This window comes from Collinsella sp. CLA-ER-H9 (genome assembly GCF_040092295.1).
In the GTDB taxonomy this organism is placed as follows: Bacteria; Actinomycetota; Coriobacteriia; order Coriobacteriales; family Coriobacteriaceae; genus Collinsella.
The window spans coordinates 1-23,235 of record NZ_JBBNLV010000011.1 but is presented as its reverse complement, the minus strand read 5'-3'; the positions used below and the strand labels follow the sequence as shown (position 1 = coordinate 23,235).

16 protein-coding genes, 1 tRNA gene and 1 rRNA gene are annotated in these 23,235 nt (G+C 59.0%); 4 read left to right on the top strand and 14 right to left on the bottom strand.

All coding sequences use genetic code 11. The features are described 5' to 3' along the window. Positions 1-76 precede the first annotated feature (76 nt). From ugpC to AAAX73_RS07190, 5 genes are all read right to left on the bottom strand, one after another. Positions 77-1,276, bottom strand: a complete 1,200-nt coding sequence (ugpC, locus tag AAAX73_RS07210; protein WP_117746802.1) for a sn-glycerol-3-phosphate ABC transporter ATP-binding protein UgpC — start codon at positions 1,274-1,276, stop codon at positions 77-79. A 68-nt stretch (positions 1,277-1,344) separates the two neighbouring features. Then, positions 1,345-2,184: a carbohydrate ABC transporter permease gene (locus AAAX73_RS07205; RefSeq protein WP_342996925.1), complete on the bottom strand. Its 840-nt coding sequence runs from the start codon at positions 2,182-2,184 to the stop codon at positions 1,345-1,347. After that, complete coding sequence (locus tag AAAX73_RS07200) at positions 2,184-3,038, bottom strand: sugar ABC transporter permease (RefSeq protein WP_349125507.1); 855 nt, start codon at positions 3,036-3,038, stop codon at positions 2,184-2,186. Before AAAX73_RS07200 ends, AAAX73_RS07205 begins: the two co-directional genes overlap by 1 nt. Before the next feature lie 87 nt (positions 3,039-3,125). After that, entirely contained in the window at positions 3,126-4,442 is a 1,317-nt protein-coding gene (locus AAAX73_RS07195) for an ABC transporter substrate-binding protein (protein WP_349125506.1), read from the bottom strand. 306 nt (positions 4,443-4,748) lie between these two features. After that, complete coding sequence (locus AAAX73_RS07190) at positions 4,749-5,468, bottom strand: GntR family transcriptional regulator (RefSeq protein ID WP_195247228.1); 720 nt, start codon at positions 5,466-5,468, stop codon at positions 4,749-4,751. 227 nt (positions 5,469-5,695) lie between these two features. On the opposite strand from AAAX73_RS07190, the gene AAAX73_RS07185 reads away from it, so the two are divergent. From AAAX73_RS07185 to AAAX73_RS07170, 4 genes are all read left to right on the top strand, one after another. After that, complete coding sequence (locus AAAX73_RS07185) at positions 5,696-8,149, top strand: PTS transporter subunit EIIC (protein ID WP_349125505.1); 2,454 nt, start codon at positions 5,696-5,698, stop codon at positions 8,147-8,149. A gap of 128 nt (positions 8,150-8,277) precedes the next feature. Next, positions 8,278-9,291, top strand: coding sequence for a polyprenyl synthetase family protein (locus AAAX73_RS07180; RefSeq protein ID WP_349125504.1), 1,014 nt, complete (start codon positions 8,278-8,280; stop codon positions 9,289-9,291). A gap of 138 nt (positions 9,292-9,429) precedes the next feature. After that, entirely contained in the window at positions 9,430-10,335 is a 906-nt protein-coding gene (locus AAAX73_RS07175) for a peptidoglycan-binding domain-containing protein (RefSeq protein WP_349125503.1), read from the top strand. Between the two features lie 38 nt (positions 10,336-10,373). Continuing rightward, a tRNA-Gln gene (locus tag AAAX73_RS07170) sits at positions 10,374-10,448 on the top strand. 611 nt (positions 10,449-11,059) lie between these two features. Here the strand turns inward: AAAX73_RS07170 and AAAX73_RS07165 are convergent. The 9 genes from AAAX73_RS07165 to rrf all read right to left on the bottom strand — a co-directional run. Continuing rightward, on the bottom strand, positions 11,060-13,249 hold the full coding sequence (locus AAAX73_RS07165) for a hypothetical protein (RefSeq protein WP_349125502.1): 2,190 nt from the start codon (positions 13,247-13,249) through the stop codon (positions 11,060-11,062). A 183-nt stretch (positions 13,250-13,432) separates the two neighbouring features. Next, positions 13,433-15,322, bottom strand: coding sequence for a carbon starvation CstA family protein (locus AAAX73_RS07160; protein ID WP_349125501.1), 1,890 nt, complete (start codon positions 15,320-15,322; stop codon positions 13,433-13,435). A gap of 810 nt (positions 15,323-16,132) precedes the next feature. Next, on the bottom strand, positions 16,133-18,517 hold the full coding sequence (gene tsaD / locus AAAX73_RS07155) for a tRNA (adenosine(37)-N6)-threonylcarbamoyltransferase complex transferase subunit TsaD (RefSeq protein WP_349125500.1): 2,385 nt from the start codon (positions 18,515-18,517) through the stop codon (positions 16,133-16,135). Next, entirely contained in the window at positions 18,504-19,010 is a 507-nt protein-coding gene (gene tsaE / locus AAAX73_RS07150) for a tRNA (adenosine(37)-N6)-threonylcarbamoyltransferase complex ATPase subunit type 1 TsaE (RefSeq protein ID WP_349125499.1), read from the bottom strand. The genes tsaD and tsaE overlap by 14 nt, the downstream gene beginning before the upstream one ends. 15 nt (positions 19,011-19,025) lie before the next feature. Further along, positions 19,026-19,646 (bottom strand): uracil-DNA glycosylase, encoded by a 621-nt coding sequence (locus AAAX73_RS07145; RefSeq protein ID WP_349125498.1) that lies wholly within the window; start codon positions 19,644-19,646, stop codon positions 19,026-19,028. Between the two features lie 8 nt (positions 19,647-19,654). Then, positions 19,655-20,800 carry an alanine racemase gene (gene alr / locus AAAX73_RS07140; protein WP_349125497.1) on the bottom strand — a complete coding sequence of 382 codons (1,146 nt, stop codon included), beginning with the start codon at positions 20,798-20,800 and terminating at the stop codon, positions 19,655-19,657. 2 nt (positions 20,801-20,802) lie between these two features. Beyond that, the gene (locus AAAX73_RS07135; RefSeq protein WP_349125496.1) at positions 20,803-22,419 is read right to left on the bottom strand and encodes an NAD(P)H-hydrate dehydratase; all 1,617 of its coding nucleotides are present in this window, start codon (positions 22,417-22,419) and stop codon (positions 20,803-20,805) included. After that, the gene (gene acpS, locus AAAX73_RS07130) at positions 22,420-22,959 is read right to left on the bottom strand and encodes a holo-ACP synthase (RefSeq protein ID WP_349125495.1); all 540 of its coding nucleotides are present in this window, start codon (positions 22,957-22,959) and stop codon (positions 22,420-22,422) included. A 172-nt stretch (positions 22,960-23,131) separates the two neighbouring features. Beyond that, positions 23,132-23,235, bottom strand: a 5S ribosomal RNA gene (gene rrf / locus AAAX73_RS07125); the annotation flags it as partial.

Below are 23,235 nucleotides of genomic sequence, written 5' to 3'. Positions count from 1 at the left end.
GGAGTCTTATATGTGACCGCGGCAAAAGGATGGCAATACCGCAGTCGCCCAAAGGGAGGGCCTGGATGCACCGGGCCTAGATAAGGTTCTTGCCAGACACCTTATCGAAGAGATGGGTCGCGTTCTTCTCGAACTTGAACCAGATGGTGTCGCCAGCCTTGAGCGCACCCTTGGCCTCGAGGTCGACGACGGGGATAATCAGGACGAACTGGCCATCGGGAGCGGTCACGTGGACATGCTCGGTCGAACCCATGAGCTCGGTCACCTCGACGGTGCCCTGGAGCGCACCCTCCTCGTCCTTGTCGGCAAGCAGAATCTGCTCGGGGCGCACGCCGGCCGTAATCTCCTTCACGTCGCCGCCATCCCAGTTGAGGGCAAGCTGAGCGCAAGTCTCGGGGGCGAGTGCCACGTTCATATCCTCGGTCTTGACGGTAAAGCCGTCGCCCGAGCGCACCAGCTGGGCATCGAAGAAGTTCATCTGCGGCACGCCGATGAAGCCGGCGACGAAGATGTTCGCGGGATGGTTGAAGACCTCCTGCGGCGTGGCGATCTGCTGGACAACGCCGTCCTTCATGACCACGATACGGTCGCCGAGGGTCATGGCTTCGGTCTGGTCGTGAGTAACATAGATGAACGTACCCTTGATCTCGTGGCGCAGCTTGATGAGCTCGGCACGCATCTGGTTACGAAGCTTGGCATCCAGGTTGGACAGCGGCTCGTCCATCAGGAAGACCTTGGGGTCACGCACGATGGCGCGGCCGATGGCGACGCGCTGGCGCTGGCCGCCCGAGAGCGCCTTAGGCTTGCGGTCGAGGTACTCGGTGATACCCAAGATCTCGGCAGCGGAGCGAACCTTGCGGTCGATCTCGTCTTTGGGGACCTTCTTGAGCTCAAGCGTAAACGCCATGTTCTCGTACACCGTCATGTTGGGGTACAGAGCGTAGCTCTGGAACACCATGGCGATGTCGCGGTCCTTGGGCGCCACGTCGTTGACGCGCTTGCCGTCGATGAGCACATCGCCCGAGGTAATGTCCTCCAGGCCGGCAACCATGCGCATCGTCGTGGACTTACCGCAGCCAGAGGGACCAACGAGAACGACGAACTCCTGGTCGTGAACGGTGAGGTTGAAGTCCTCTACAGCGAGCACGCCATCCTCGGTAACCTTAAGGTTATGCTTCTTCTCCTCGGTCTTCTTCTTTTTGCCAAAGAAGCCCTTCTTTTTGGACTCGGTGTTGGGATACACCTTCTGAACATGTTTGAGAACGATCTCGGCCATGTCTTTACCTTTCGATGTGCGGCGCCGCGCTGAGGGGCGCCGCAGAAACTTGCAAAACAGTTACGGCATCAGCCCTTGACGGCACCTGCCACCACGCCGTCGATGATGTACTTCTGGCAGAGGATGTACATGATGACGATGGGGATAACGACCATCATGATGCAGGCCATCATGGGGCCGAGCTCGACGTGGCCATAGCCGCCGCGGAAGTACTGGATCAAGATAGGAATGGTCTTGTACTTGGTGGAGTCGAGGGTGAGGTAGGGCAGCAGGTAGTCGTTCCAGACCCACATGGTCTCGAGAATGCCGACCGAAAGATAGGTGGGCTTCATGATGGGAAGGACGATCTTAAAGAACACCTGGACCGGGTTGCAGCCGTCGATCATGGCCGCCTCCTCGATCTCGAGCGGGATGTTCTTTACAAAGCCGGCGAACATAAAGACCGCCAGGCCCGCGCCAAAGCCCAGATAGATAAAGCAGATGTTGAACGGCGTGTTAAAGCCGATGCGGTCCGCCAAATTGGACAGCGTGAACATGAGCATCTGGAACGGTACGACCATCGAGAACACGAACAGGTAATAGAAGAAGTTCGAGATCTTGCTGTTGACGCGCACCACGTACCAAGCGCACATGGAGCAGCACACCAAGATCAGCACGACCGACGTGACCGTGATGATGAGCGAGTACATAAACGCCGAGGCAAAGCCTTGCTCGTTAAGAGCGTGCACGTAGTTTGCGAGACCGTTGAACGTCTCGGGCGTGAGCAAATCGAATGCCGTGGTGGTGCTGATTGCAGTTCCCTTTTTAAAGGAATTGAGCGCAATCATGAACACGGGGTAGATCCACGCGAGCGACAGGATCGTAAAGAAAATCGAGAGCGCGCGGTTGATAACCTTATCGCGTTTCATTACTGCTGCACCTCCTTGGACCTCGTGGCCTTAAGCTGAATCATGGAGATGGCTACGACCAGGATGCAGAAGATAACCGCCTTGGCCTGACCGATGCCCTGCCATGCGATACCGGCACGCGAATAGAACGTGTTGTAGATGTTCAGGGCGAGCATCTCGGTGGAGTGCGCAGGGGCGCCGCCGGTAAGGGCGAGGTTCTGGTCGAACAGCTTAAAGCCGTTGGTGATGGACAGGAACAGGCAGATGGTAATCGTCGGCATCAGATTGGGGATCTTAACCTTCCAGAACGTCTGCCATGCCGTGGCACCGTCAACCTTGGCGGCCTCGATGTAGTCGGACGGAATGGACTGCAGACCGGCGATGTAGATGATCATCATGTAGCCGACCTGCTGCCACAGGGTCAGGATGATAAGGCCCCAGAAGCCAGCAGCAGAGTTAAGGGCGATGAGCTGGGCGCCGATGTTGGAGAGCAGGCAGTTGATCAAGATCTGCCAGATGTAGCCCAGCACGATGCCGCCGATCAGGTTAGGCATAAAGAAGATCGTACGGAAGATGTTGGTGCCTTTGAGCGCCTTGCGGGTGAGCGCCTGCGCAATTGCCAGGGCGATCACGTTGATGAGCACCGTCGACAGGAAGGCAAACGCCACGGTAAAGAAGAACGACGTGGCAAACTGCGGATCGGACAGCGCGCGCACGTAGTTCGCGATACCGACAAAGTGCGCGTTGTTAATGGTAATAAACTGGCAGAACGAGAGATAGAAGCCCTGGATAAAAGGGATCACGAACCCGATCATAAACGCCAGGCACGTGGGCAGCATAAAGAGCGGCCACCAGCGCTTGAGTGCTTTGCCCATAGAAGGGTCCTTTCAATATGCAGGGGGCGGGCAAACCTACGTCTGCCCGCCCCCTGTCGCTAATCAGATAGCTTGGGCAGCAACTGCTTACTCGGAAGCAGCCTTCTCGGTCTTCCAGCCATCGACGAAGGCGTTCTTGACGCCGTCCCACTTGGTGTTGTCGGCAGCATAAGCAATGAGAGCCTGCTTGAGGTTCTTCTTCCACTCCTCAGAGGGGATGTAGACGAAGTCCCAAGCGACGGTCTTCTTGCCATCCTTGGCCATGGCAACGGCCTGCTGCGAGAAGACGTTGGTGGTCTCCTTGGCGCTCTTGAACGGAGCGGTCAGACCCATCTTGTCGGCGATGATGCTGGTCGGGGTGTCAGCGGTGACGCACCAGTACATGAAGTCCTCGGTGGCCTTCTGAGCATCCTCGGAAGCCTGGGAACTCACGCACCAGTAGTTCTCGCCGCCGGAGCACAGGCCCTGGTTCTCCTCGCCGTCGACGCCGATGTAGATCGGCAGCATGCCGAGCTGGTCGTCGGTCATACCGGCCTTGGTGAGGTCAGCGTAGGCCCAAGAGCCGTTCTGATAGAAGACGGCCTTGCCGGTTGCGAACTCGTTGGTGGCGTCGTCACCGGTCTTGGAGGCAAGCTGCGAAGGATCGCAGGTGGAGTCGGTGATATACAGGTCGAAGATCTGCTTAAAGTTGTCGAGATACTCGCCCTTGATCTCGTCGTCCTCCTGGTTGTGCTCCTTCTCGAACTCGTAGTAGAGCGGGAGGTTGGCGAGGTGGGTGGTGTAGCGCCAGCTGGAAGAGTCATCCATACCGGCGGAAGTGAAGGCACCGTCAACGCCGAGCTCGTCCTTGCGGGCCTGGATGTCGTCAGCGCAAGCCTTCAGCTTGTCGAAGGAGTTGATGTCCTCGGCCTTGTAGCCAGCCTTCTCGAGCAGCTGCTTGTTGTAGATGATGCCGTAGCTCTCCTGGACCCAGTCGATACCCAGATCCTTGCCATCGGACTGCAGAGCCAGGGAGTCGTCAATGAGCTCACCGCGGAGCTTGGTATCGGACAGATCGGCGCAGTAATCCTTCCAGTTCTTAAGACCGGTGGGGCCGTTGACCTGGAACAGGGTCGGAGCGGAGCTCTTGGACATCTCGGACTTGAGCTTCTCCTCGTAAGTGTTGGAGGCGGCGGTCACGATCTTGACCTCGACGCCCTTCTCCTCCTTGTACGCCTTGGCGATCTCCTTCCACTCCTTGTCGACCTCGGGCTTGAATTGGAGGAAGTAGACCTCGGCAGCGTCACCAGAAGCAGAGGAGCCGGAGCCGGCGGAGCCACCGCAGCCCACGAGACCCAGACCAAGAACCGCAGCCGCGGAACCAGCAAAGCCCAGGAACTGCCTTCTGCTCATTTCGTTCTTCATTACAATCCACCCTTTCACACCGTGGCGGCACCCTTTGCCGCCGCCTTCGGAGATTGGCTCGGGGACTTTGCCCCTTTTGCTGATTTGAACGATACGCTATTTGGCTAGTTGTTTGAACAAGTATTACTAGAGCGGTAGAAAAACTTCGGTGAACGGTAATTTCAACTTGATACTTGACAAGTTTTGTATAAACAATTATTTGTTATCGAATGCAGAGAAAACGCCCGGTCAAGCCGATGCATCGTCGGTTTGACCGGGCGTTTTCGCTTTGAGGGCATGAGTCTCGTCAGGCTGCGAGCTAGCCGGCTATCGCTTGGAGTTGACGCGGTAGTGGAAGATCTCGGGATGCGTGCGGGCATGCGTGACCTCGAACAAGATGCCGTCCGAGGTGTACGACTGGCTCTCCATGACGGCAACGCAGTTGTATTTGCCGAGGTCAAGATAGCTGCAGTCCTCATCGTTGGCAAGCTCGACGCTCACTGTACGGCGACTCGCCATCACCTTGACGCCGCGTTTGTGCTCCAGATAGTCGTAAATTGACTTTGCGGCGATCTCGGGCGTCAGGCCCTTGGCGATTGACTCCAAAAAGTAACCATGGTCTACTTGGCGCGCATTGCCGTTAAGGCTTCGGACACGCACCACGCGAATCAACTCCTCGCCCACCTTAAAGCCCAGGCGACGAGAGAGTTGCTCGGTGCAAATCAAATGTTCAAAAGACTTAACGTCCGTCGATGCAACGGCATTGTTGCGCTTTGCAAATTCGCCAAACGACTCGACTTCCTCGAGTGCGCCCAGCATGTCGGTTTCGCCCTTGAGCCAAATAACGCGCACGCCCTTGCCGTGTATAGGCTGCACAAACATCTGGTCGGCCAGCATGCTCAAGGCGCGTCGAACGGTATTGCGCGTGCAGCCAAACTCCGCGGTTAGCTCGGCTTCGGTTGGCAGCATCTCCTGAAACGCATAAGTCCCGTTAATGATGCGCGAACGGATCTCGCGGTAGATTCCTTCGTAAATCGCTTTTGGCATGACTTCACCTCTAATGAATATGTATGGCTAGGCACGATAGCATTTCTTGAAGTTGTTTAAACCGATTATCGGCAAAGCGACAGGATTTAACCGTTGACGGTTTCCGTCGCGCCCAAACCGGTTTCGCTCAAAACTGCCGGTACGACAATCGTCTGGTCCTCTACAATGAATCCATTGTTTAAACGTTTCACCACGCGCAACGCGCCTCGATATTCGGGAGGCAGAACATGCTGCAAAAAATCCAACGCTTTGGCGGGGCAATGTTCGCGCCCGCCATGTTGTTTTCCATATCGGGCCTTATGGTCGGCGTCTCCGCCCTCGCAACGTCTGCGGATATCGTCGGCGACCTCGCCGTATACGGAACCCCTTGGTACGTTTTTTGGACTATCATCCAGCGTGGTTCGTGGACGGTCTTTAAACGACTTCCGCTCCTTTTTGCCGTAGCGCTGCCCATCGGCCTTGCCCAAAAGCAACCGGCACGTTGTTGCCTCGAGGCGCTCGTGGCCTATTTTGCCTATTGCTTCTTTTTGAGCGAGATCATCAAGCTGAGCGGAGACAACCTTGGACTTAAGTACCCATCGTCTTTGACCTCCGCTAGCGGCATCACCATCATCGACGGCATCAAGACACTCGACACCGGCATTATCGGCCCGCTGGCGGTGTCGGCAACCGTCGTCGCCATCCATGACCGCTTCTACGATGCCAAGGTTCCCGATTGGCTCGGTACCTTCTCGGGTTCCTCGCTGGTCTACCTCATCAGCTTTTTTGCCGTGTTCGCCCTTGCCGCCATCTCGGCCGCCATCGTGCCCTTCGTATACGCAGCGACCGAAACGCTACGCCACGCACTTGTGGGCGTCGGCCCCTTTGGCGTAGGCATCTTTGTCTTTTTAGAACGAGCACTCGAGCCCATGGGGCTGCACCACCTGCTCTACATGCCGATCTACTACGACAACCTGGTCATTAACGACGGCATCTACGCCACGTGGACCAATTTGCTCCCCATTCTCTCCCATAGCACGCGCCCCCTCAATGAGCTTGCGCCGTGGGCCGGTTTTACCGCCACCGGCTGGGTCAAGCTCTTTGGCCTTCCTGCCATCGCGGCTGCGTTCTACTCCACCGCAAAGCCCGAGCGCCGCGCTGCCCTCAAGGTCATCCTGGTTCCCGCCATTGTTGCCTCAGTGGTCTGCGGCGTCACCGAACCGCTCGAGTTTCTCTTTATGTTCACCTATCCCGGACTCTTTTTGCTCTATGCCGTCCTATCTTCCTGCCTCGCCATGGCCATGAACTTCTTTGGCGTCGTCGGCATCTTCTCGGGCGGTTTTATGGAAATGGCTGCCTTCAACTTTATCCCGCTCATGCGGACGCATGCCGGCTCCTACCTTTTGGCACTCGGAATCGGACTCATCTTTAGCGTCATCTTCTTTCTGAGCTTTCGAGGTCTTATCCTGACCTTTGACCTTAAAACCCCGGGACGCGAGGACCACATCGCCAGCAACGCGGCGCTCTCGCGCTTGACGGGAGACGACGTTGACGAAAAGCGCTCATCCAAAACCGGCGCTTCCGGCGACCAGGCCTCACAAGATCATCTGCTCGCCGAGCAGGTTGTGACGCTTCTGGGCGGCGTCTCCAACATTGTGGGCGCAACCAACTGCGCCACGCGGCTGCGCGTCGAAGTCGTGGACCCCTCCATCGTCGCGGACAATGCGACCTTTGTCGCAGCGGGTGCCAAAGGCCTCATCGTCACCGGCAAGACCGCTCAGGTAATCATCGGCATCTCGGTACCCCGCGTCAAAGAGCACTTTGATCGGATTATGGGACTCGAACCGGGTTTTGCATTCGCCGCCTCGCCTTCTCATGCCGCCGACGCCACCAAAAAGCATGGCAATGTCTGCTTCTTCGACATCGACGGTACGCTCGCCTGGCAAGATCCCAGACTTGCCCAGGAGCTTCCCGAGGGTGAGCGAGACCTCTCCCCCTATCCCAACGAGACGGTTGCACAGGCAATTCGCACGTTTGTCGCCAACGGCAACAAAGCCTTTATCTGTACGGGGCGCACCCTCAGCTGCATCCATCCCAAGCTGCTCGAGCTGCCGTGGGCAGGCGTCGTGTGCCTCGCGGGCGGTTACGCCGAACTCGAGGGGCGTATCGTGCGAAATGCAGCCATAAACCCTGGTCTGCTACAGCGCCTCGCCCCCTATCTCGAGCAATCGGGCGAGGTCATTCGCTTTGAGGGCATCGATCGCGTCGTGCGCATGAGTGCAGATGCCCCCGAGACGTACGGCTACGCACGCACCGTGGGCGACGCCGTCACGCAACTTGAGCACTACAACGCCTATAAAATTCTTATGTCCACACCACTTGCCAACCGCATCGCCCAAGATGAAGAGCTTGGACCTCTGCTCTGCCTCAACGAGCTCGAGCTCGAGGTCACAGAAATCTCGCCGCGCGAGTGCACCAAACGGGCCGGAATCAAGGCTGTGCTTGACGCCCTGGGACCAGACCACGGCACCGTATATGGCATTGGCGACGCGAGCAACGACATCGCCCTCATGGAGGCGGTCGATGTTGGCATCGCCATGGGCAACGCGCCGGACTTCCTCAAGGAAAAGGCCGACTACGTAACCGACAGCTTCGACCACGACGGCGTCGTCACCGCGCTCGAACACTTTGGGCTTATCTAGCCGAGCCCCTCACCGCGTTTGCGACCGCAAGACTCAATCGTCTTCAACCGCCGCGCTCGACGCCCCAATGTGGCAATATGTTGTCTGCATAATGCAACAGTGCAACCTAAGAAAGAATGCGAGAACCCGTGTCCAGTCCGTTTACCAGCTTTTTAGCCCAGCACTTTGACCAGATTAACGACTATCTGGCCACGTTTTTTGACGGACAGGCGACTTCCGCCGATATCGAGCGTTACCTGTATACCCCGCTCTCGGCATTTACGGCCAATGCCGGCAAGCGCCACCGCCCGCTCATCTGCATGCTCGCCGCGACCGCAGTGGGCGGTAGCTTTGAGAGCGCCCGCAGCGCCGCGGCAGCCATCGAGCACTTTCAGTCGGGCGCGCTGATCCACGACGACATCGCCGACAACGGCCAACTGCGCCGCGGCAAGCCCTGCATGCACCTTACCGAGGGCACGGGACTCGCCATCAACTGCGGCGATTTAGCGCTCACCATGGTCACCAAGACGGTTCTCGACGACCCCACGCTCGAGGCGGACGTGAAACTCCGCGTGCTCCACGAGCTCACCGAGATGATCGTCCGCACCATTGAGGGCCAGGCACTCGACTTGGGCTGGGTCCGCGATGGGCGCTTTGACATCTCGGTCGACGATTATCTGGACATGGCGACGCACAAGACCGCGTACTACAGCGGAGCCACGCCACTTGCCGCCGGAGCCATTATCGGCGGCGGCAGCGAGGAGCAGATTGAGGCGCTGCGCGCCTTTGGCCTGCACACGGGCCTTGCCTTCCAGATCCAAGATGATCTGCTCAACTTGATCGGCACCAAAGAGGCCGCCAACAAGGACTTCCGCACCGACATCACCGAGGGCAAGCACACGCTTGTCGCCGTGCACGCCCTGTCAGACGAGCGTTATCACGACGAGGTCGAGGCAATCCTTTCCTCGGGCACCGAGGACCCCGCGCAACTTGCACGTGCTGTGGAGATCTTCCAACAGACCGGCTCTATCGATTACGCCCACGCCTACGCGCTGGACCTGACCGCCAAAGCCAAGGCCGCCATCGAGGACGTTTCGCTCGACCAGCATGCACGCGAACTGTTCCTCTCCATGGCAGATTTCTTTGTGGAGCGACTCAACTAGCGGGGGTTGCAAAACCTGTCGGCAGCGCATTTGGGTACAAGTTGCTACACTGTTGAATGTATGTTTATGCATCTCTTTGCGTCGTCTATCCGACAGGCGCTCAAATAGTACGAATGATACGCCGAAAGGGGTTCGTTCATGGAACCTATTACAACGGGCATGCAGGGAGCAGCCGTCGAGGACGTGCAGTCCCGCCTTCTGCAGCTCGGCTATACAATCGATGACGCCGAGGTCTCCGACAAGCGCTTTGGCACCACCACCGAGCAGGCTGTTGGCACCTTTAGACTCGATAGCGGCCTTGCCGCTGGCTGTGCCGTCGATATCCCCTGTTGGAGCGCCCTGGTAGACGCCTCGTATAAGCTGGGCGACCGCACGCTCTATCTGCGCATGCCCAATTTCCATGGCGCCGACGTTCAGGCCCTGCAGCGCGCGCTCAACGTTTTGGGCTTTGCCTGCGGTGAGGACGACGGTTACTTTGGCCCGCACACCGAGGCCGCTCTGCAGCAGTTCCAGGAAAATGTTGGCCTGTTTGCCGATGGTATGGCGTTCCAGGATACCTACGCCTATATCAACCGCCTGCATCACGTGTGGGAGGGCAAGCCCTCGGTTACCGAAGCCGAGTCGCGCATCGGTTTTGCCCGCGCCGCCAACGTGCTCGAACGCTTCCAGATTGCCGTCATCGGTGAGGACCCCATCGCGCGTAGCGTTGCATCGCGCATGTGGAACATCGCCACGGCGACGACCGATAGCAGCGGCATGATGCTTTGCGATTCCGAGGTTCCGACCGACGTGGACCTGGTGCTCGAGATCGCAAGCGATGAGCTGCCCGCAGATGCAGCGCCGCGCGCCACGATCGCCCTTGCCGAGTGTCACAACCTGGCGCAGCGCATCCGCACCGCCAATGTCGCCGCGCAGCAAAAGCCCGCGCGCATCCGCATTGAGCTCACGGGCATGACGCGCTACAACGGAACCTTCACCGCAAGTGATGCGCAGACACTCGCCGTACGCCTGCTCGATGGCGTTTGCGATGCCCTCGCAGATTAGGTAAACTAAACGGGTTGCTTTTGGGCAACACCACACATTGGGACGTAGTTCAACGGTAGAACTCCGGTTTTTGGTGCCGGCTGTTGGGGGTTCGAATCCCTCCGTCCCAGCCAAAGAAACAAACCTCTCGAACGCATAGCCGATCGGGAGGTTTTTCTTGTGGGCAAGCGGAGGGATTCGAACCCGCAAGGGTGCGGAGCTGAGGAAACGCGAAGCGTTTTCCAGCGCAGCACGCAAGGAGCGAAGCGACGCAGCGGGGCGCGGCCGCCGACCAGGCGGACGCGGAATCCCTCCGTCCCATATCAGTCGAGAGCCCCCCGCATCTCGACTTTCCAGCCGAACCGGCACTTAGAGACGTTCCTAAAGTGCCGGCCATAACTTCTCGTCCTACAAGAGAAGTTATGGCCGAAACTTCTCGTGCAGGACGAGAAGTTGCAAAAGGTAGATTTTCAGGCATTTCCCAAAAAGCCACCTCCAAAAGAGCGGCGCCCCAAGCCCATTAGGACCAAGAGCGCCTTACATCAAGAAATATCAGCCCAGTTCCGAAAAGCGAGCCGTCTGCGACAACCAAGTAGCCGCCGGCCCCGGGAGAGCGGGGACACCGACTTAGGTTTATCGCGAGTTCCGCACGAACAGGAGGCCACTTAATGTGGCCTCCGTCGTGAGCAGGACTGTAGAGCAGGAAACCTAAGTCGGTGTCCCCGCTCTCCCGGGGCCGGCGGAACTAATTGTTCAGCATGCGGTCGAAGCTTCCCGAGTCGCCATCCCGATAGTCGGCGGTCATCAGAATCTCCTGCGGAATGCGTCCGCCCTCGCGCAGCACGTTGCGGAACTGTACGCGCGTGACCATGGGCAGATCCTTGATCGTCGCCGCCAGGTTCTGCGGCACACCCTGGTTGGCAGCCGCGGGCTCGCACTCTCCGCCGGCCTTCACGCGACGCTTGTGCTCGGCGAGCATGGCACGATACATGCCGGCATGCAGGCGAATCTCAACCACATTGGCGTTACGGGTCTGCTCGACAATGCGCGCACCTTCTCGATCGATATCGCCCACGTAGTAGACATAATTAAAGCGATAGCCGATCTCGGCCAGATAATCATCCAACGCATGCGAGACGCTCGCCTTGCAGCCACCGCCAAAGATCACGCCACCCACCTTGGTGCCAAAGAGCTTAGCGTGTTTGCGGCCGCGCAGGAGCTTGACGATCTCGTCATAGGTGTCCAGGTTCTCGACCATAATGAACGGCTTGTCGGCGCCCAGCGTAAAGAAACCCGTAAAGTGCACGGGGCGGTTAGGGGCGACCTTAATCGCCTGCATGCTGATGCCTTTTTCGGTCATACGCCGAATCAGGCGCTCGCCGTGCTTGCCGTCAAAGGCCTTCTCATCGTTAAAAATCTGGTAGGCGCGCTGGCGACGCGAAGCGACCGGCGTGTCGGCACCGCGATTCTGCTCAATCCAAGCCTGGATGATCGCAATCTCCTCGACAATCTTGCGGTTGGACATCTCGTTGTGCTGAGTGCGCTGCGGAGCCTTTTTGCCGTCCTTGCCCTCGACCTTAACAATTTGAGTCTGCTGCTCCTTAATCTTGGAGAGCGCCATTGGCGTAGGAACGACCTTGAGCAACTGTCTGCCCAGGACACGGGCCAGAGCAAACGCCGAAACCTCGCCATGAGCGGACGGCTCAGGCTGCTGGGCGGCCGCATCGTTTGCAGTCGGTTTGGGCTGCGTCTGGGATTTGCGCTTGGAATCTACCTGAGCTTTGCGCTCTTGCTTTGGCGCGGACGAGCTCTTTTGCGAACGTTCGGGCTTGTCCCCCTTCGCCGGCTGGCGCTTGGGCTGCTCCGCCGGGGCCTCAGCCTTCGCATCCTTGCTTTGCGTCGCTACCTTCTCGGCCACAGTCTCGGCATTTGAGCCACGGCCGCCACGGTGACGACGGCGGCGGGGCTTGCTCGAAGCGCTCTCCCCCGCCTGCTTATCAGCGGACTGTTGAGCTTTGACCTCGGTGTCAGCCGCAGAATGCGACTCGGAAGGTTGCTGCTCGCGAGCCACCGGCTCAACGGTTTTCTCGGTTTGTTCGGCCTTATCGGCCTGAGCGGTCGAAGCCGACTCGCCCTTCTCCTGTCGCTTTACGGGATACGCGCGTCCCGCAAAACCGCGACCGGGACGGCACGAACCCGGAGCCCTTTTGGCAGACTCCTCAACATCGTCTGCAACCTCGGAAGGCTCTTCAGCCTCATGCGCGACATCCTGCTGCGCAGCCTTAAAGTGAGCACCGCGACGACGCTTGGGCTCTTGGGCCTCCACGAGCTTTTGCTCCTTCGTGGGCTTCTGCGACTCGACAGCAACCTCGGTCTCAACAGCCTCGGTATCGAGCTCATCCTTTTGAGCCACGGCGCGACGGAAGCGCTCCTGCTGAGCGCGGCGCTGCGCATCGCGCTTGCCGCCCCCGCCAAAGCCGCCGCGACCCGCCTTGGCGGTAAAAGCGCGAACGACGTTCTCATCGAGCAGCTCATCGGTATCGATATGCTCGCGCGAAGCCGTTTCCACCGAAGCGGGCGCCTCGGCAACGTCCTCGACGGCCTCTTCGGCAACCTCGACGGGCTGCTCCTGGGCATCGTTAATCTCGGCATTAATGGTGTAAAAGGCAGGGCGGCCGTTAATGCCGCTGCCCTCGATCTTGGTAACGATCTTTGCCGCGATGAGCTCATCGCGCATCGCCTTGGTGTCACATTCCTTATCGACGGAGCGGAAAATCTGAGCCAGCGCGCTCGACTTGATCTTGAGTGCCTTGCGGCAGAGCAGGTCGTAGGCAACCAGCTTGGCGCGCTCGGCAGAAAGCGACGTCTGGCTGCTCAGACGCTCAGCCAGGGCATCGACATTGTTTTGGTTATCGGAATATACCGTCTTGGCCACGGGGCCCCTTTCATATGTACACATATACGTCTATATGGTACAACGCACGCCCTTATCCACGCAAAACATCTGCGAGAACACTCGGGCGTCGCCCGCTTTTGCATGAAAAAAGACCGGGCCCGCGCAGTCGCGGACCAGGTCTTTCCGAGTCATATGGATGGAACGGTTAGCTCATCAAGCTGACTAGGCCTTGGCAGCCTCGGCGTCGATGGGAGCCTCGGCGGCGGCAGTGCGGCCATACTCGGCCTTGCCCATCTCGGACCACTCGGGCTCCTCGTCGGGCATGGAACCGGCCTCCTTGCCGAAGAACTCCTTGAGGCAGTTGACGGCAACGATGAGGCCCAGGACCATCAGCAGGACGGCGAAGACGAGCTGCAGGCCCTTGGTAGCGGCGACGGAGACAGCGGCCGTGGTAGCGGTAGCCGGGATGGTGCCGAAGAAGCCGTAGGCCTGGACGGCGGTCATGCAGCCCATGGCGCTCTGGACCAGCGAGGTAAAGGTGCAGCAGAGCAGGAAGGCGACGGGCACGTAGAGCATCCAACCCTTGCGGCCGGTGCACTTGCAGAACACGGCGAGGGTGATCATGGTCATACCGCCGAGCAGCTGGTTAGAAGCACCAAAGAGCGGCCAGATATTGGCATAGCCACCAAAGGCGAGGGCGAGGCCAGGAAGCAGGGTAACGACCGTGGCGAACCAGGGGTTGCCGAGGACCTTCATGTAGCCGGCCTTGGACTCGATGGCCAGGGCGTCATTGGTCTGGGCAAAGAACTCGGAGAACGAGGTGCGAGCGATGCGGGCGACGGCATCGAGCGAGGTCAGGGCCAGAGCGGAGACGTTCATGGTCATGAAGACGGTTGCGAGCGTGCCGTCAACACCGAAGGCCTGCATACCGCGGGAGATGCCAGCGGCGAAGATCTGGAACGGGGTGGAAGCGACACCGGCGTTAAGGGCGCCGGTACCGGCGGTGTTCATGTCGGAGAACATGATGCCGGCGACGATGATGGCAAGGATGCCGACGAAGGACTCGACGATCATGGCGCCGTAACCGACCTTGACGGCGTCCTGCTCCTTCTCGACCTGCTTGGAGGAGGTGCCGGAAGAAACGAGGCTGTGGAAACCGGAGAGAGCACCGCAAGCGACGGAGACAAACAGGACCGGGAACATCATGCCGGAGGCAGTGGAGAAGCCGGTGAAGACCGGAGCGGTGATAGTGGCCTGACCGTTGACGCCCAGGACGACGATGCCGAGGACAGCGCAGGCAATCATGACGATCATCATGATGGAAGTGAGGTAGTCACGCGGGGTCTTGAGCATCTGGATGGGCATAGCGCCAGCGAAGACCAGGTAGACCATGACGACGGCAAACCACTGGAACTTATCCAGGTAGACCGGGAACTGCATACCGACGGCGAACATGAGAACCATGAGGACCACACCGGTGACGAACTCGGCGGCGCCGGTGAGGTTGAACTTCTTCTGGGCCCAACCAAAGGCGATAGCGACGAAGGTGAACAGGATGGAGATGGTGCCAGCGCAGCCAGCGGCATAGGACTTGGTGAAGTCGATGGCACCGGTAGCAGCACCAGAAGCGTCAACGGCCGGGGTGAACATGAACGTCTTGCAGACCATGTCGGTGAAAGCGGCGATAACGATGATGCAGAACAGCCAGCAGAACAGCAGGAACAGGCGACGGCCGGTCTTGCCGATGTACTTCTCGATGAGCTGAGCCAGGGACTTGCCGTTGTTCTTCATCGAGGCGTATAGGGCGCCAAAGTCGTGGACGGCGCCAAAGAAGATGCCGCCGACGAGGACCCAGAGCACGACGGGAAGCCAGCCAAAGGCCATGGCGACGATCGTACCCGTAACAGGGCCGGCACCGCAGATCGAGCTGAACTGGTGCGAGAACGCGGTGAAGGCGGAGACGGGTGAGAAGCTGTTGCCGTCCTTCATGCGCTTGGCCGGCGTGAGGGCCTCTTTGTCAACGCCCCACTTGTTGGCCAGCCATCGGCCATAGCCCAGATAGCCGCAGGCGAGCACCGCCGCGGCCACAACCATGAGCAAAACTCCGTTCATTACATTTCCTCCTCTAAAAAGAACTTCCCAGACATAAAAAATGAGGGCCGTCGGTTGCGCTCGACGGCCCTCATCTTCATCAGCCGCCCGTTATCGTACGGGCTAGCTGTATGTGCTAACCCGCATCAGATAATTACTACGCTGATAATGTTTAGCTGATGCGTGAACATGTCTAAGAAATCCTCTTCAATCATGATGTGAACGATCCGTGCGTGTTCACATCCCCCAGTGGTTGAAAAGGAGTATGAAACTTTAGTTACCTAAAGTCAACGCAAATATGTAATGAATTTTCCACTTTTTTGAATTTCTCGGTATAAAACGCCACTGACCTCGGACTTTACCCAACAAAAGTTTTTGCATGAGAATTGCCCCTGAGAGCCGCGGGAGCCGGGCGGCGCATGTGAACTTTCCTGCTCTACAGTCCTGCGCAAGACGGAAAGCACATTAAGTGCTTTCCTTTGCGTGCGGAACTCGCGATAAAGTTCATATGCGCCGCCCGGCCCCCGCGGCTCTCAGGGGCTCCCATCCCAAATGTGCGGAGCATAGCTCCGCACACCAACTTTTTCTTTCAGCTAAAGAACGCCGGAAATTCGACGCTGGCTTGTTGACCTTGCTGGACGCTGTCGACGCCAAACCAGCTCAGAAGCTATATCGATACAGAAAGGTCCCCGACCGGAGGGGCCGGATATAAGGTTTATCGCGAGTTCCGCACGCAAAGAAGGCCACTTAATGTGGCCTTCGTCTTGCGCAGGACTGTAGAGCAGGAAACCTTATATCCGGCCCCTCCGGTCGGGGACCGCACCCATACGACTACAGCGTCATGTTTGGATCGGCGTCGACGTCGAACGGCGAGATTTCACCTCGGTCGAATTTACGGCGAGCGACCTCCGCGATCATGGCGGCGTTATCGGTGCAGGCAGACAAGGGCGGCACCGTTACGCGGATCCCCTGACGCCCGAGCTTCTTGATCATCATCTCGCGCAGATGCGGATTGGCCGAGACGCCGCCACCGATGCAATACTCCTTGCACCCAGTGGCATACAGGGCGTTTTTGGCTTTCTTGTACTGCACGTCAAAGACCGCCGCCTCAAACGAGGCCGCTAGGTCGGGCAGGTGAATCGTGCGCCCGGCCTTGGTCTCCTGCTCGATGTAGAGCGTCACCGCCGTCTTGAGGCCCGAAAGCGAGAAGCGGTAGTCCCCTCTGCTGTTCAGCGCACGGGGGAAATCGATCGCCTTGGGGTTGCCCGTCTCGGCAAGTTTGGAGATGATGGGGCCTCCGGGATAGCCAAGGCCCAGTGCCTTTGCCACCTTGTCGAAGGCTTCGCCCACGGCGTCGTCCAGCGTCTCGCCAAGCACTTCGTAGTCGCCCCATGCCTTTACGTGCACGAGCATGGTGTGCCCGCCCGAAACGAGCGTAAAGATAAACGGGGGCTTGAGGTCGGGCTGCGCCAACAGGTTGGCAAACAGGTGGCCCTCCAGATGATTGACGCACACCAGCGGTTTGCCGGCAGCATACGCAAAGCCCTTGGCAAAGGCGACACCCACCACCAGGGCACCCACCAGGCCAGGACCTTGCGTCACGCCCACGGCGGCAAGCTCACTTGGTGCAATGGCTCCGCCTGTAAGGCCCAGCGACGCTGCGGCGTCCTCGAGCGCCGCGTCCACGACGCTCACGATGACCTCAACGTGCTTGCGCGAGGCGATTTCGGGCACCACGCCGCCAAAGCGAGCATGAAAATCGATCTGCGTCGACACCTGGTTGGCCAGCATATTGCCGTCCGCATCGATAATTGCCACGGCCGTCTCGTCGCAGGAGCTCTCGATAGCGAGTACTAGGCGGCGACGCTCAATCTCGACACGTTCCTCGGCAGAGCGCTTGGGCGCGGGCAGCGGCCATACGCGTTGTTCGGCAGCCGTCGGCTCGGGCGAGGCATTGTCGAGAGGAAGCACCAGGGGCAGCGGCGCCGTCATGACGATGGCATCCTTGCCGGCACCGTAATAGCCACGGCGACGACCCGCCTCGGTAAAGCCCAGAGCGGCATAGAGCGCAATTGCGGCCTCGTGGCCGTCCTCAACCTCAAGCGAAGCCGTGGTGCAGCCGAGCATCTGCGCGTCATAGCTCACGTGCGACAGAAGCTTGCGGGCGATGCCCTCGCGGCGATGCGCCGGATCGACGGCAACGTCCATAATCTGCACGTCCCCGTCGACGACCATACCGCCGGCAAGACCCAGCAGACGGCCGTCGTCGTGCGCCACCCACCAGCTACGTGGCGCGGCAACGTCCTCGCCCAGCTCGGACAGGAACATGCCCGGCGTCCACGCCTCGTGTCCGGCGCCTTCAAAGCAGGCGGTCTCCAGTGCGCTCGCGCCCTCGGCATCCGCCGCGCCCATGGGGCGGAATTGCAGATGACGTCCGGCAAGCTCGTCGGCAACACCTGTCACCTCACTCTGCGCGCTCTCGGCAAGGCCCAGACGCTTGCGCTCGTTTTCCTCGGCGTCCGAAAGGCGCGTATAGATCGGCAAGACGCGAGCCGGATCGCCATCGCCTGCGGCGTGCGCCATCAGCAGGCCCTCGCCCGAGGGCCACCACAGGTCTCGCTCCACGCAGCGCGCCGTCTCATCCTCGCCCAGCAGTTTGCCATAACGCACGAGACCGTCACCAGTCAGCTGAACCTGATCCCAGTCCGCGGTCTGGCGCCACTCATCAAGCGCCACGGCGGCCTTGACCACGCGCTCGCGCTCAAACAGACGCTCGGGGCCCTCATCCCCCAGCACATAGAGCGCCGGGTACACCTCGCCGCGCATGGCATCGGCAAGAACACCAAGCTTGCCGCGCACGCCGGCCTTCCATGCCGTCCAGGCGCAAGCATCGAGCGTCGACACGCCCAGCAACGGCACATTGGCACCGTGCGCCAGACCCTTTGCGGTGGAGATGCCGATACGCACGCCCGTAAACGAGCCGGGACCGCGACCGACCACATAACAGCCGACATCGCTGCGATCCAGGCCGGCCTGCTTCAGTAGGTCATCAACAGTATTCACGAGCTCCACGTTGGCATGGCGGCGACACAGATGGTCCCCACTTACCAGCTTTGCCTCGCCTGTCTGCACGTCAATCCAGCTTGCCGCGCAGGCAAGCATGTCGGTCGATGTGTCGAGCGCCACCACCAGCGCGTTGTCGTTATGCAAGCTCATCTTGTACAGCCTTATCTATCAAATGGGAAAGCTCAATCGCGCGCTCGCCGTGTGCCTCGAGCGTTATCGTTCGCACGTCGCTGTCGTCCTCATCGCGCTTAAGCGTCACCGAAAGATACTCATCTGTCAGTTCATCCTGAAACTGCTCGCCCCATTCCAGCAGGCAAACACCCTCATAGCCCAGCACGTCAAAAATGCCCGTATCCTCAAGCTCGTAGGCATGCTCCAGGCGGTACAGATCAAAATGGAACAGCGGAATACGCCCTTGGTCATGAACGGCCATGAGTGCGAACGTAGGGCTTGTGACCATATGCTCATCGCCCAGAGCGCGCGAAACGCCCTTGGTAAAGTGGGTTTTGCCCACCCCGAGGCCGCCGGTCAAGATCAGCACATCGCCATCTTCTAGACACGGTGCGACCAGCTCGCCAAAATGCTCCGTATCGGCAGTACGGGCCGTTCTATAGGTACCTACCCCCAGGCGCTCCAGGGACATATACGCTCCTTATTATTATTCCGAGGCGGTCTCCGGCGCGGGGTGCCGCTCCAGATAGTCGCCAAGCATCTTAAAGTCTTCCTCCAGCAACTCCTGCCACGCCGGATTGCGCAGCGCCGCCGCAGGATGAAACGTCGGCATCACCACAAAGTGGCCCATCTGATGGAACCTGCCGCGCAGCTTGGTAATGCCGATCTCGGTCTTGAGCACAAAGTGCGTTGCGGGGTTACCGAGCGTCACGATGATATCGGGCCAGATGCTTCGAATCTGCTCGCGCAAAAACGGTGAGCAAGCCAGCACTTCCTCGGGACGCGGATTGCGGTTTCCCGGCGGGCGGCACTTAAGCACGTTGGCGATATAGACGTCCTCGCGCTTAAGACCTGCCAGGGACAAAATGCCGTTGAGGTCTTCACCCGCCGCCCCCACAAAAGGTTCGCCCTGCAAATCCTCGTTGCGACCCGGTGCTTCACCAATAAACATGACGCGAGCGTGGGGGTTTCCCACGCCAAACACGATGTTATGGCGCGACTGATAGAGCTGGCAGAGATGGCAGTCGCCTAAAACAGCCTCAATCTCCTCGAGTGCGACCTCACGTGGCGCCTGATGGGTATGGCCGGGAATGTGCATGACGCCCATAGCGGCTCCTACACGTAGACCTTGTCGAGACGCATGCCAAAGCCGCAGGCGACCTCGTAGTTAATCGTTCCGCGCAGTCGGGCCATCTCGTCCATAGTGATCTCGGCATCGCCATCGCGGCCGACAATAATCATCTCGTCACCATACTCGGCCTCGGGAATCTCGTGTGCCGGGTTGGACTGAATGGCGACCATAAACTGATCCATGCAGATATTGCCAACCTGACGCACGCGCTCGCCGCGATACAGCACATCCATACGATTGGAAAGCGTACGCGATAGGCCGTCGGCATAACCGATCGGCAGCGTGCAGATCTGAACGCGCGTACGCGGTACGCGGTAGGTAAAACCGTAGCCCACGCCCTCGCCCATCGCAGGGTGCGCCACGCGCGTCACGCGCGCATGAACGCTCATAACGGGATCGAGCTGCATCACACGGCTACTCAGCTCGCACGGCTGCATGCCATACAAGCCAACGCCGGCGCGAATCATATCAAAATGCATCGAGGGGTCGAGCATCGAGGACGGCGTGTTGGCGCAATGCACGATACCGCACTCAAAACCCGCATCCTTAATGGCCTGAACGGCCTCGGTAAAGCGCTGGCACTGCAGCTTGTAGTCCCAGCCCGAAGGTTCATCGGCCGTGGCGAAGTGCGTAAATACGCCGTCGCACTGAATACCGCGATGGAAATCAATACCGCGGACAAAGTCGAGCACCTGCGTGTAATGTACGCCGATGCGGTTCATGCCCGTCTCGATGGCGAGATGATACTTGCCCACCTTGCCCGCCGCGACGGCACATTCGCCATACGCAAGAGCAAAGTCGGACGTATAGACCGAGGGCATGATATCGAACTCGAGCAACGTCGGAATGGCCTCGATAGGCGGCTCGCTTAGGATAAGGACGGGTTTCGTAATCCCGCCCTGTCGGAGCTCAACGCCCTCGTTAACCGTCGCCACGGCAAACATGTCGGCGCCGGCCGAATACATAATCTTGGCGCACTCAACAGCTCCATGACCATAAGCGTCGGCTTTAACCACGCAGCACAGGCGCTGACGCGGATTCAGCAAATTCTTATAGGCCCTCGTGTTGCGGCGAAGCGCCCCGCGGTCGATCTCGACCCAGGACCAACGCGTCAAATCGGCTTTATTCATAATTAGTCATCCGACCCTTCGTCCGTGATTCCCAGATCATCGAGCGCATCCTTTGCCGCCAACTCCATGGCGGGACCGATCAAGTCGATAAGATCGGTCGCGATAACGCTCTTCTCGCCAAACTCCGTCGCCGCGGCAAAACCGGCATAGCTATGAAGCGCGACGGCATACGAGTACAGCAGCTCCCAGCGGTCCATCTCATCGCGCATGGTGGCTAGCGTGCCGGCCAGAATACCCGCAAGGACGTCACCCGAGCCAGCGGTCGCCAACGACGCCGGGCCAGAGAGCGGCAGCAGCACGCGCTCAACACCGCAAATGGCCGTCGTCGGGCCCTTAGCGATAACAACGAGGTTATCGGAACCGGCGGCCCAGACAACCTTTTGCGCGGCGGCAATCGCGGTTCCAAGGTCATTGACCTCATCACCGGCGACGAGACGCGAAAGCTCACGATAATGCGGCGTCATAACGAGCGGCTGCTCACGACGATACATCTCGGGATTACTGTCGATGCCATCGATTGCAATCTTGGCAAGGCAGTTGAGAGCATCGGCATCCAAGATAAGCGGTACGTCGAGCTCAAGCAGACCCGAAACCACCTGCATGGCACCGGCAGATGTCGTCATGCCGGGACCACACAGCACGCAGCTATATTTCTTGGCAATCTCACATACCGTCATGCGCGCAGCGGCACCAAAAGAACCGCGGGAATCAGATGGAATAGCAAAGACCGGAATCGAGGGGAGCGCCATGCGGATAAGGTTGGCACACGCATCCGGAGTCGCGACTGCCACATAGCCGGCGCCTGCACGGGCAGCGGACTTGGCAGCCATAATGGCCGCACCAGGATACTGCGCCGATCCGGCAACAATGAGCACCGAGCCGCGCGAGTACTTATCGATATTCGTAGGCAGCGGAGCAAAATAGTCCACAAGGTCACCGGGTTCCACGATCTCGGCAGCATGGTCGACATCGTCAATAACCTCATCAAGGCGGTCATACAGACCGCCGCAGACCAGATCGCCTGAATATTCGGGACCGTCAGCGCTGTATAAGCCGATCTTGGGAGCAATCATCGTCACCGTACGCTCGGCACGAATGCAGTCGTCATCCACCACACCCGTCTCGGCATTCAGGCCCGAAGGAACATCGATGGAGACAACGCGATCGGCATTTTCATTGACCGTGGGGATCCAGATTGAAAACGGCGCACGAAGATCACCATGAAAACCGGTACCAAAAATGGCATCGACTACAACATCAGCCTTATCAATCAGCACCTCCAGCTCATCACGAGAGGGGCCGACACACACATGCACGTCGCGACCAGCAGTACGACGGGCGACATGACGAGCGAGAGCGGCAGGGATCTCATCCGGCTCAACCGGAGAGACGATATCTACATCAACGCCCTTATGCGTCAGAATGTCAGCGGCAACCCAGCCATCTCCGCCATTGTTGCCAAAACCGACCAATACAAGAACGCGATCGGGGTTGAGCTTTAAAATCTCGTTGGCAGCAAATTCGCCCGCCAACTCCATGAGTTCGGCCTTCGAGGTACCCTCACGCTCGATAATATCTTCGAGGCGAACGACTTCCTCGGTACTCAAAACCGGTTTCATCTATGCTCCTAGCGTATCTTGCGGATCATCATCCAGATGTTCCGACAAAGCAGATTGTTGCAGCTGTTCGAGCTCGTCTAAGACAGAACGAGCCTCTTTAAATGTCTGAGCAACGCGCTCCTTCGTGCTCACCTTTTCTTCCTTGGGTTTAGGTCGAGCATCCTCGGTGATCGCAATGGCATTAGCAACAGCCAAGTCACCCGTCAGAGTAATAGAAAGAGCGACCTCGACAACGCCCAATTCCTGGGCGATTTCGAGAGCACGGCCCGAAAGCAGCGCTTTTGGCTTGCCGAGCTTATCGCGCGTTACGGAAACGTCTTTACGGCCAACGCCCTGGCTAAAACCCGTACCAAGCGCCTTAAGTACCGCCTCGCGAGAAGCAAAACGGCTGGCATAATGCGCGGCAGGACGAGACGAGGCATCGCAATACGCGCGCTCTTCATCGGTAAACACGCGCCGGGCAAACGCGGGTGTCTTCTCAAGGATTGATTTCATTCGGGAAATCTCGACGATATCAACGCCGATTCCGGCTTCGGCCATAATCACCTCCATGCTGCACAGACTATGACATTGTAGCCCGTTCGCAGAAGATGCGACAAACGAGGGTCAAAAACACAGCGAGAGTGGAGTGATGGCCCTATAAGCGCAAAAAAGGGGGAGGCCGCGAGGCCTCCCCCTTCTCAATCTCGATGGCGGCTCGGTGCCGTCCACCGGTCAGCGGCGCCCTGGCCTCCCACGGGCTGACCCCGCAGTACTCTCGGCGCGATGGGGCTTAGCTTCCGGGTTCGGAACGGGACCGGGCGTGCCCCCCATGCT

Coding starts and splice junctions, on each gene's coding strand:
- acpS (WP_349125495.1), bottom strand. CDS start 22,959: ATGGCCGAAGCCGGAATCGGCGTTGATATCGTCGAGATTTCCCGAATG.
- tsaE (WP_349125499.1), bottom strand. CDS start 19,010: ATGTCCCTGGAGCGCCTGGGGGTAGGTACCTATAGAACGGCCCGTACT.
- tsaD (WP_349125500.1), bottom strand. CDS start 18,517: ATGAGCTTGCATAACGACAACGCGCTGGTGGTGGCGCTCGACACATCG.
- AAAX73_RS07145 (WP_349125498.1), bottom strand. CDS start 19,646: ATGGGCGTCATGCACATTCCCGGCCATACCCATCAGGCGCCACGTGAG.
- ugpC (WP_117746802.1), bottom strand. CDS start 1,276: ATGGCCGAGATCGTTCTCAAACATGTTCAGAAGGTGTATCCCAACACC.
- AAAX73_RS07195 (WP_349125506.1), bottom strand. CDS start 4,442: ATGAAGAACGAAATGAGCAGAAGGCAGTTCCTGGGCTTTGCTGGTTCC.
- AAAX73_RS07190 (WP_195247228.1), bottom strand. CDS start 5,468: ATGCCAAAAGCGATTTACGAAGGAATCTACCGCGAGATCCGTTCGCGC.
- alr (WP_349125497.1), bottom strand. CDS start 20,800: ATGAATAAAGCCGATTTGACGCGTTGGTCCTGGGTCGAGATCGACCGC.
- AAAX73_RS07135 (WP_349125496.1), bottom strand. CDS start 22,419: ATGAAACCGGTTTTGAGTACCGAGGAAGTCGTTCGCCTCGAAGATATT.
- AAAX73_RS07175 (WP_349125503.1), top strand. CDS start 9,430: ATGGAACCTATTACAACGGGCATGCAGGGAGCAGCCGTCGAGGACGTG.
- AAAX73_RS07160 (WP_349125501.1), bottom strand. CDS start 15,322: ATGAACGGAGTTTTGCTCATGGTTGTGGCCGCGGCGGTGCTCGCCTGC.
- AAAX73_RS07185 (WP_349125505.1), top strand. CDS start 5,696: ATGCTGCAAAAAATCCAACGCTTTGGCGGGGCAATGTTCGCGCCCGCC.
- AAAX73_RS07205 (WP_342996925.1), bottom strand. CDS start 2,184: ATGAAACGCGATAAGGTTATCAACCGCGCGCTCTCGATTTTCTTTACG.
- AAAX73_RS07200 (WP_349125507.1), bottom strand. CDS start 3,038: ATGGGCAAAGCACTCAAGCGCTGGTGGCCGCTCTTTATGCTGCCCACG.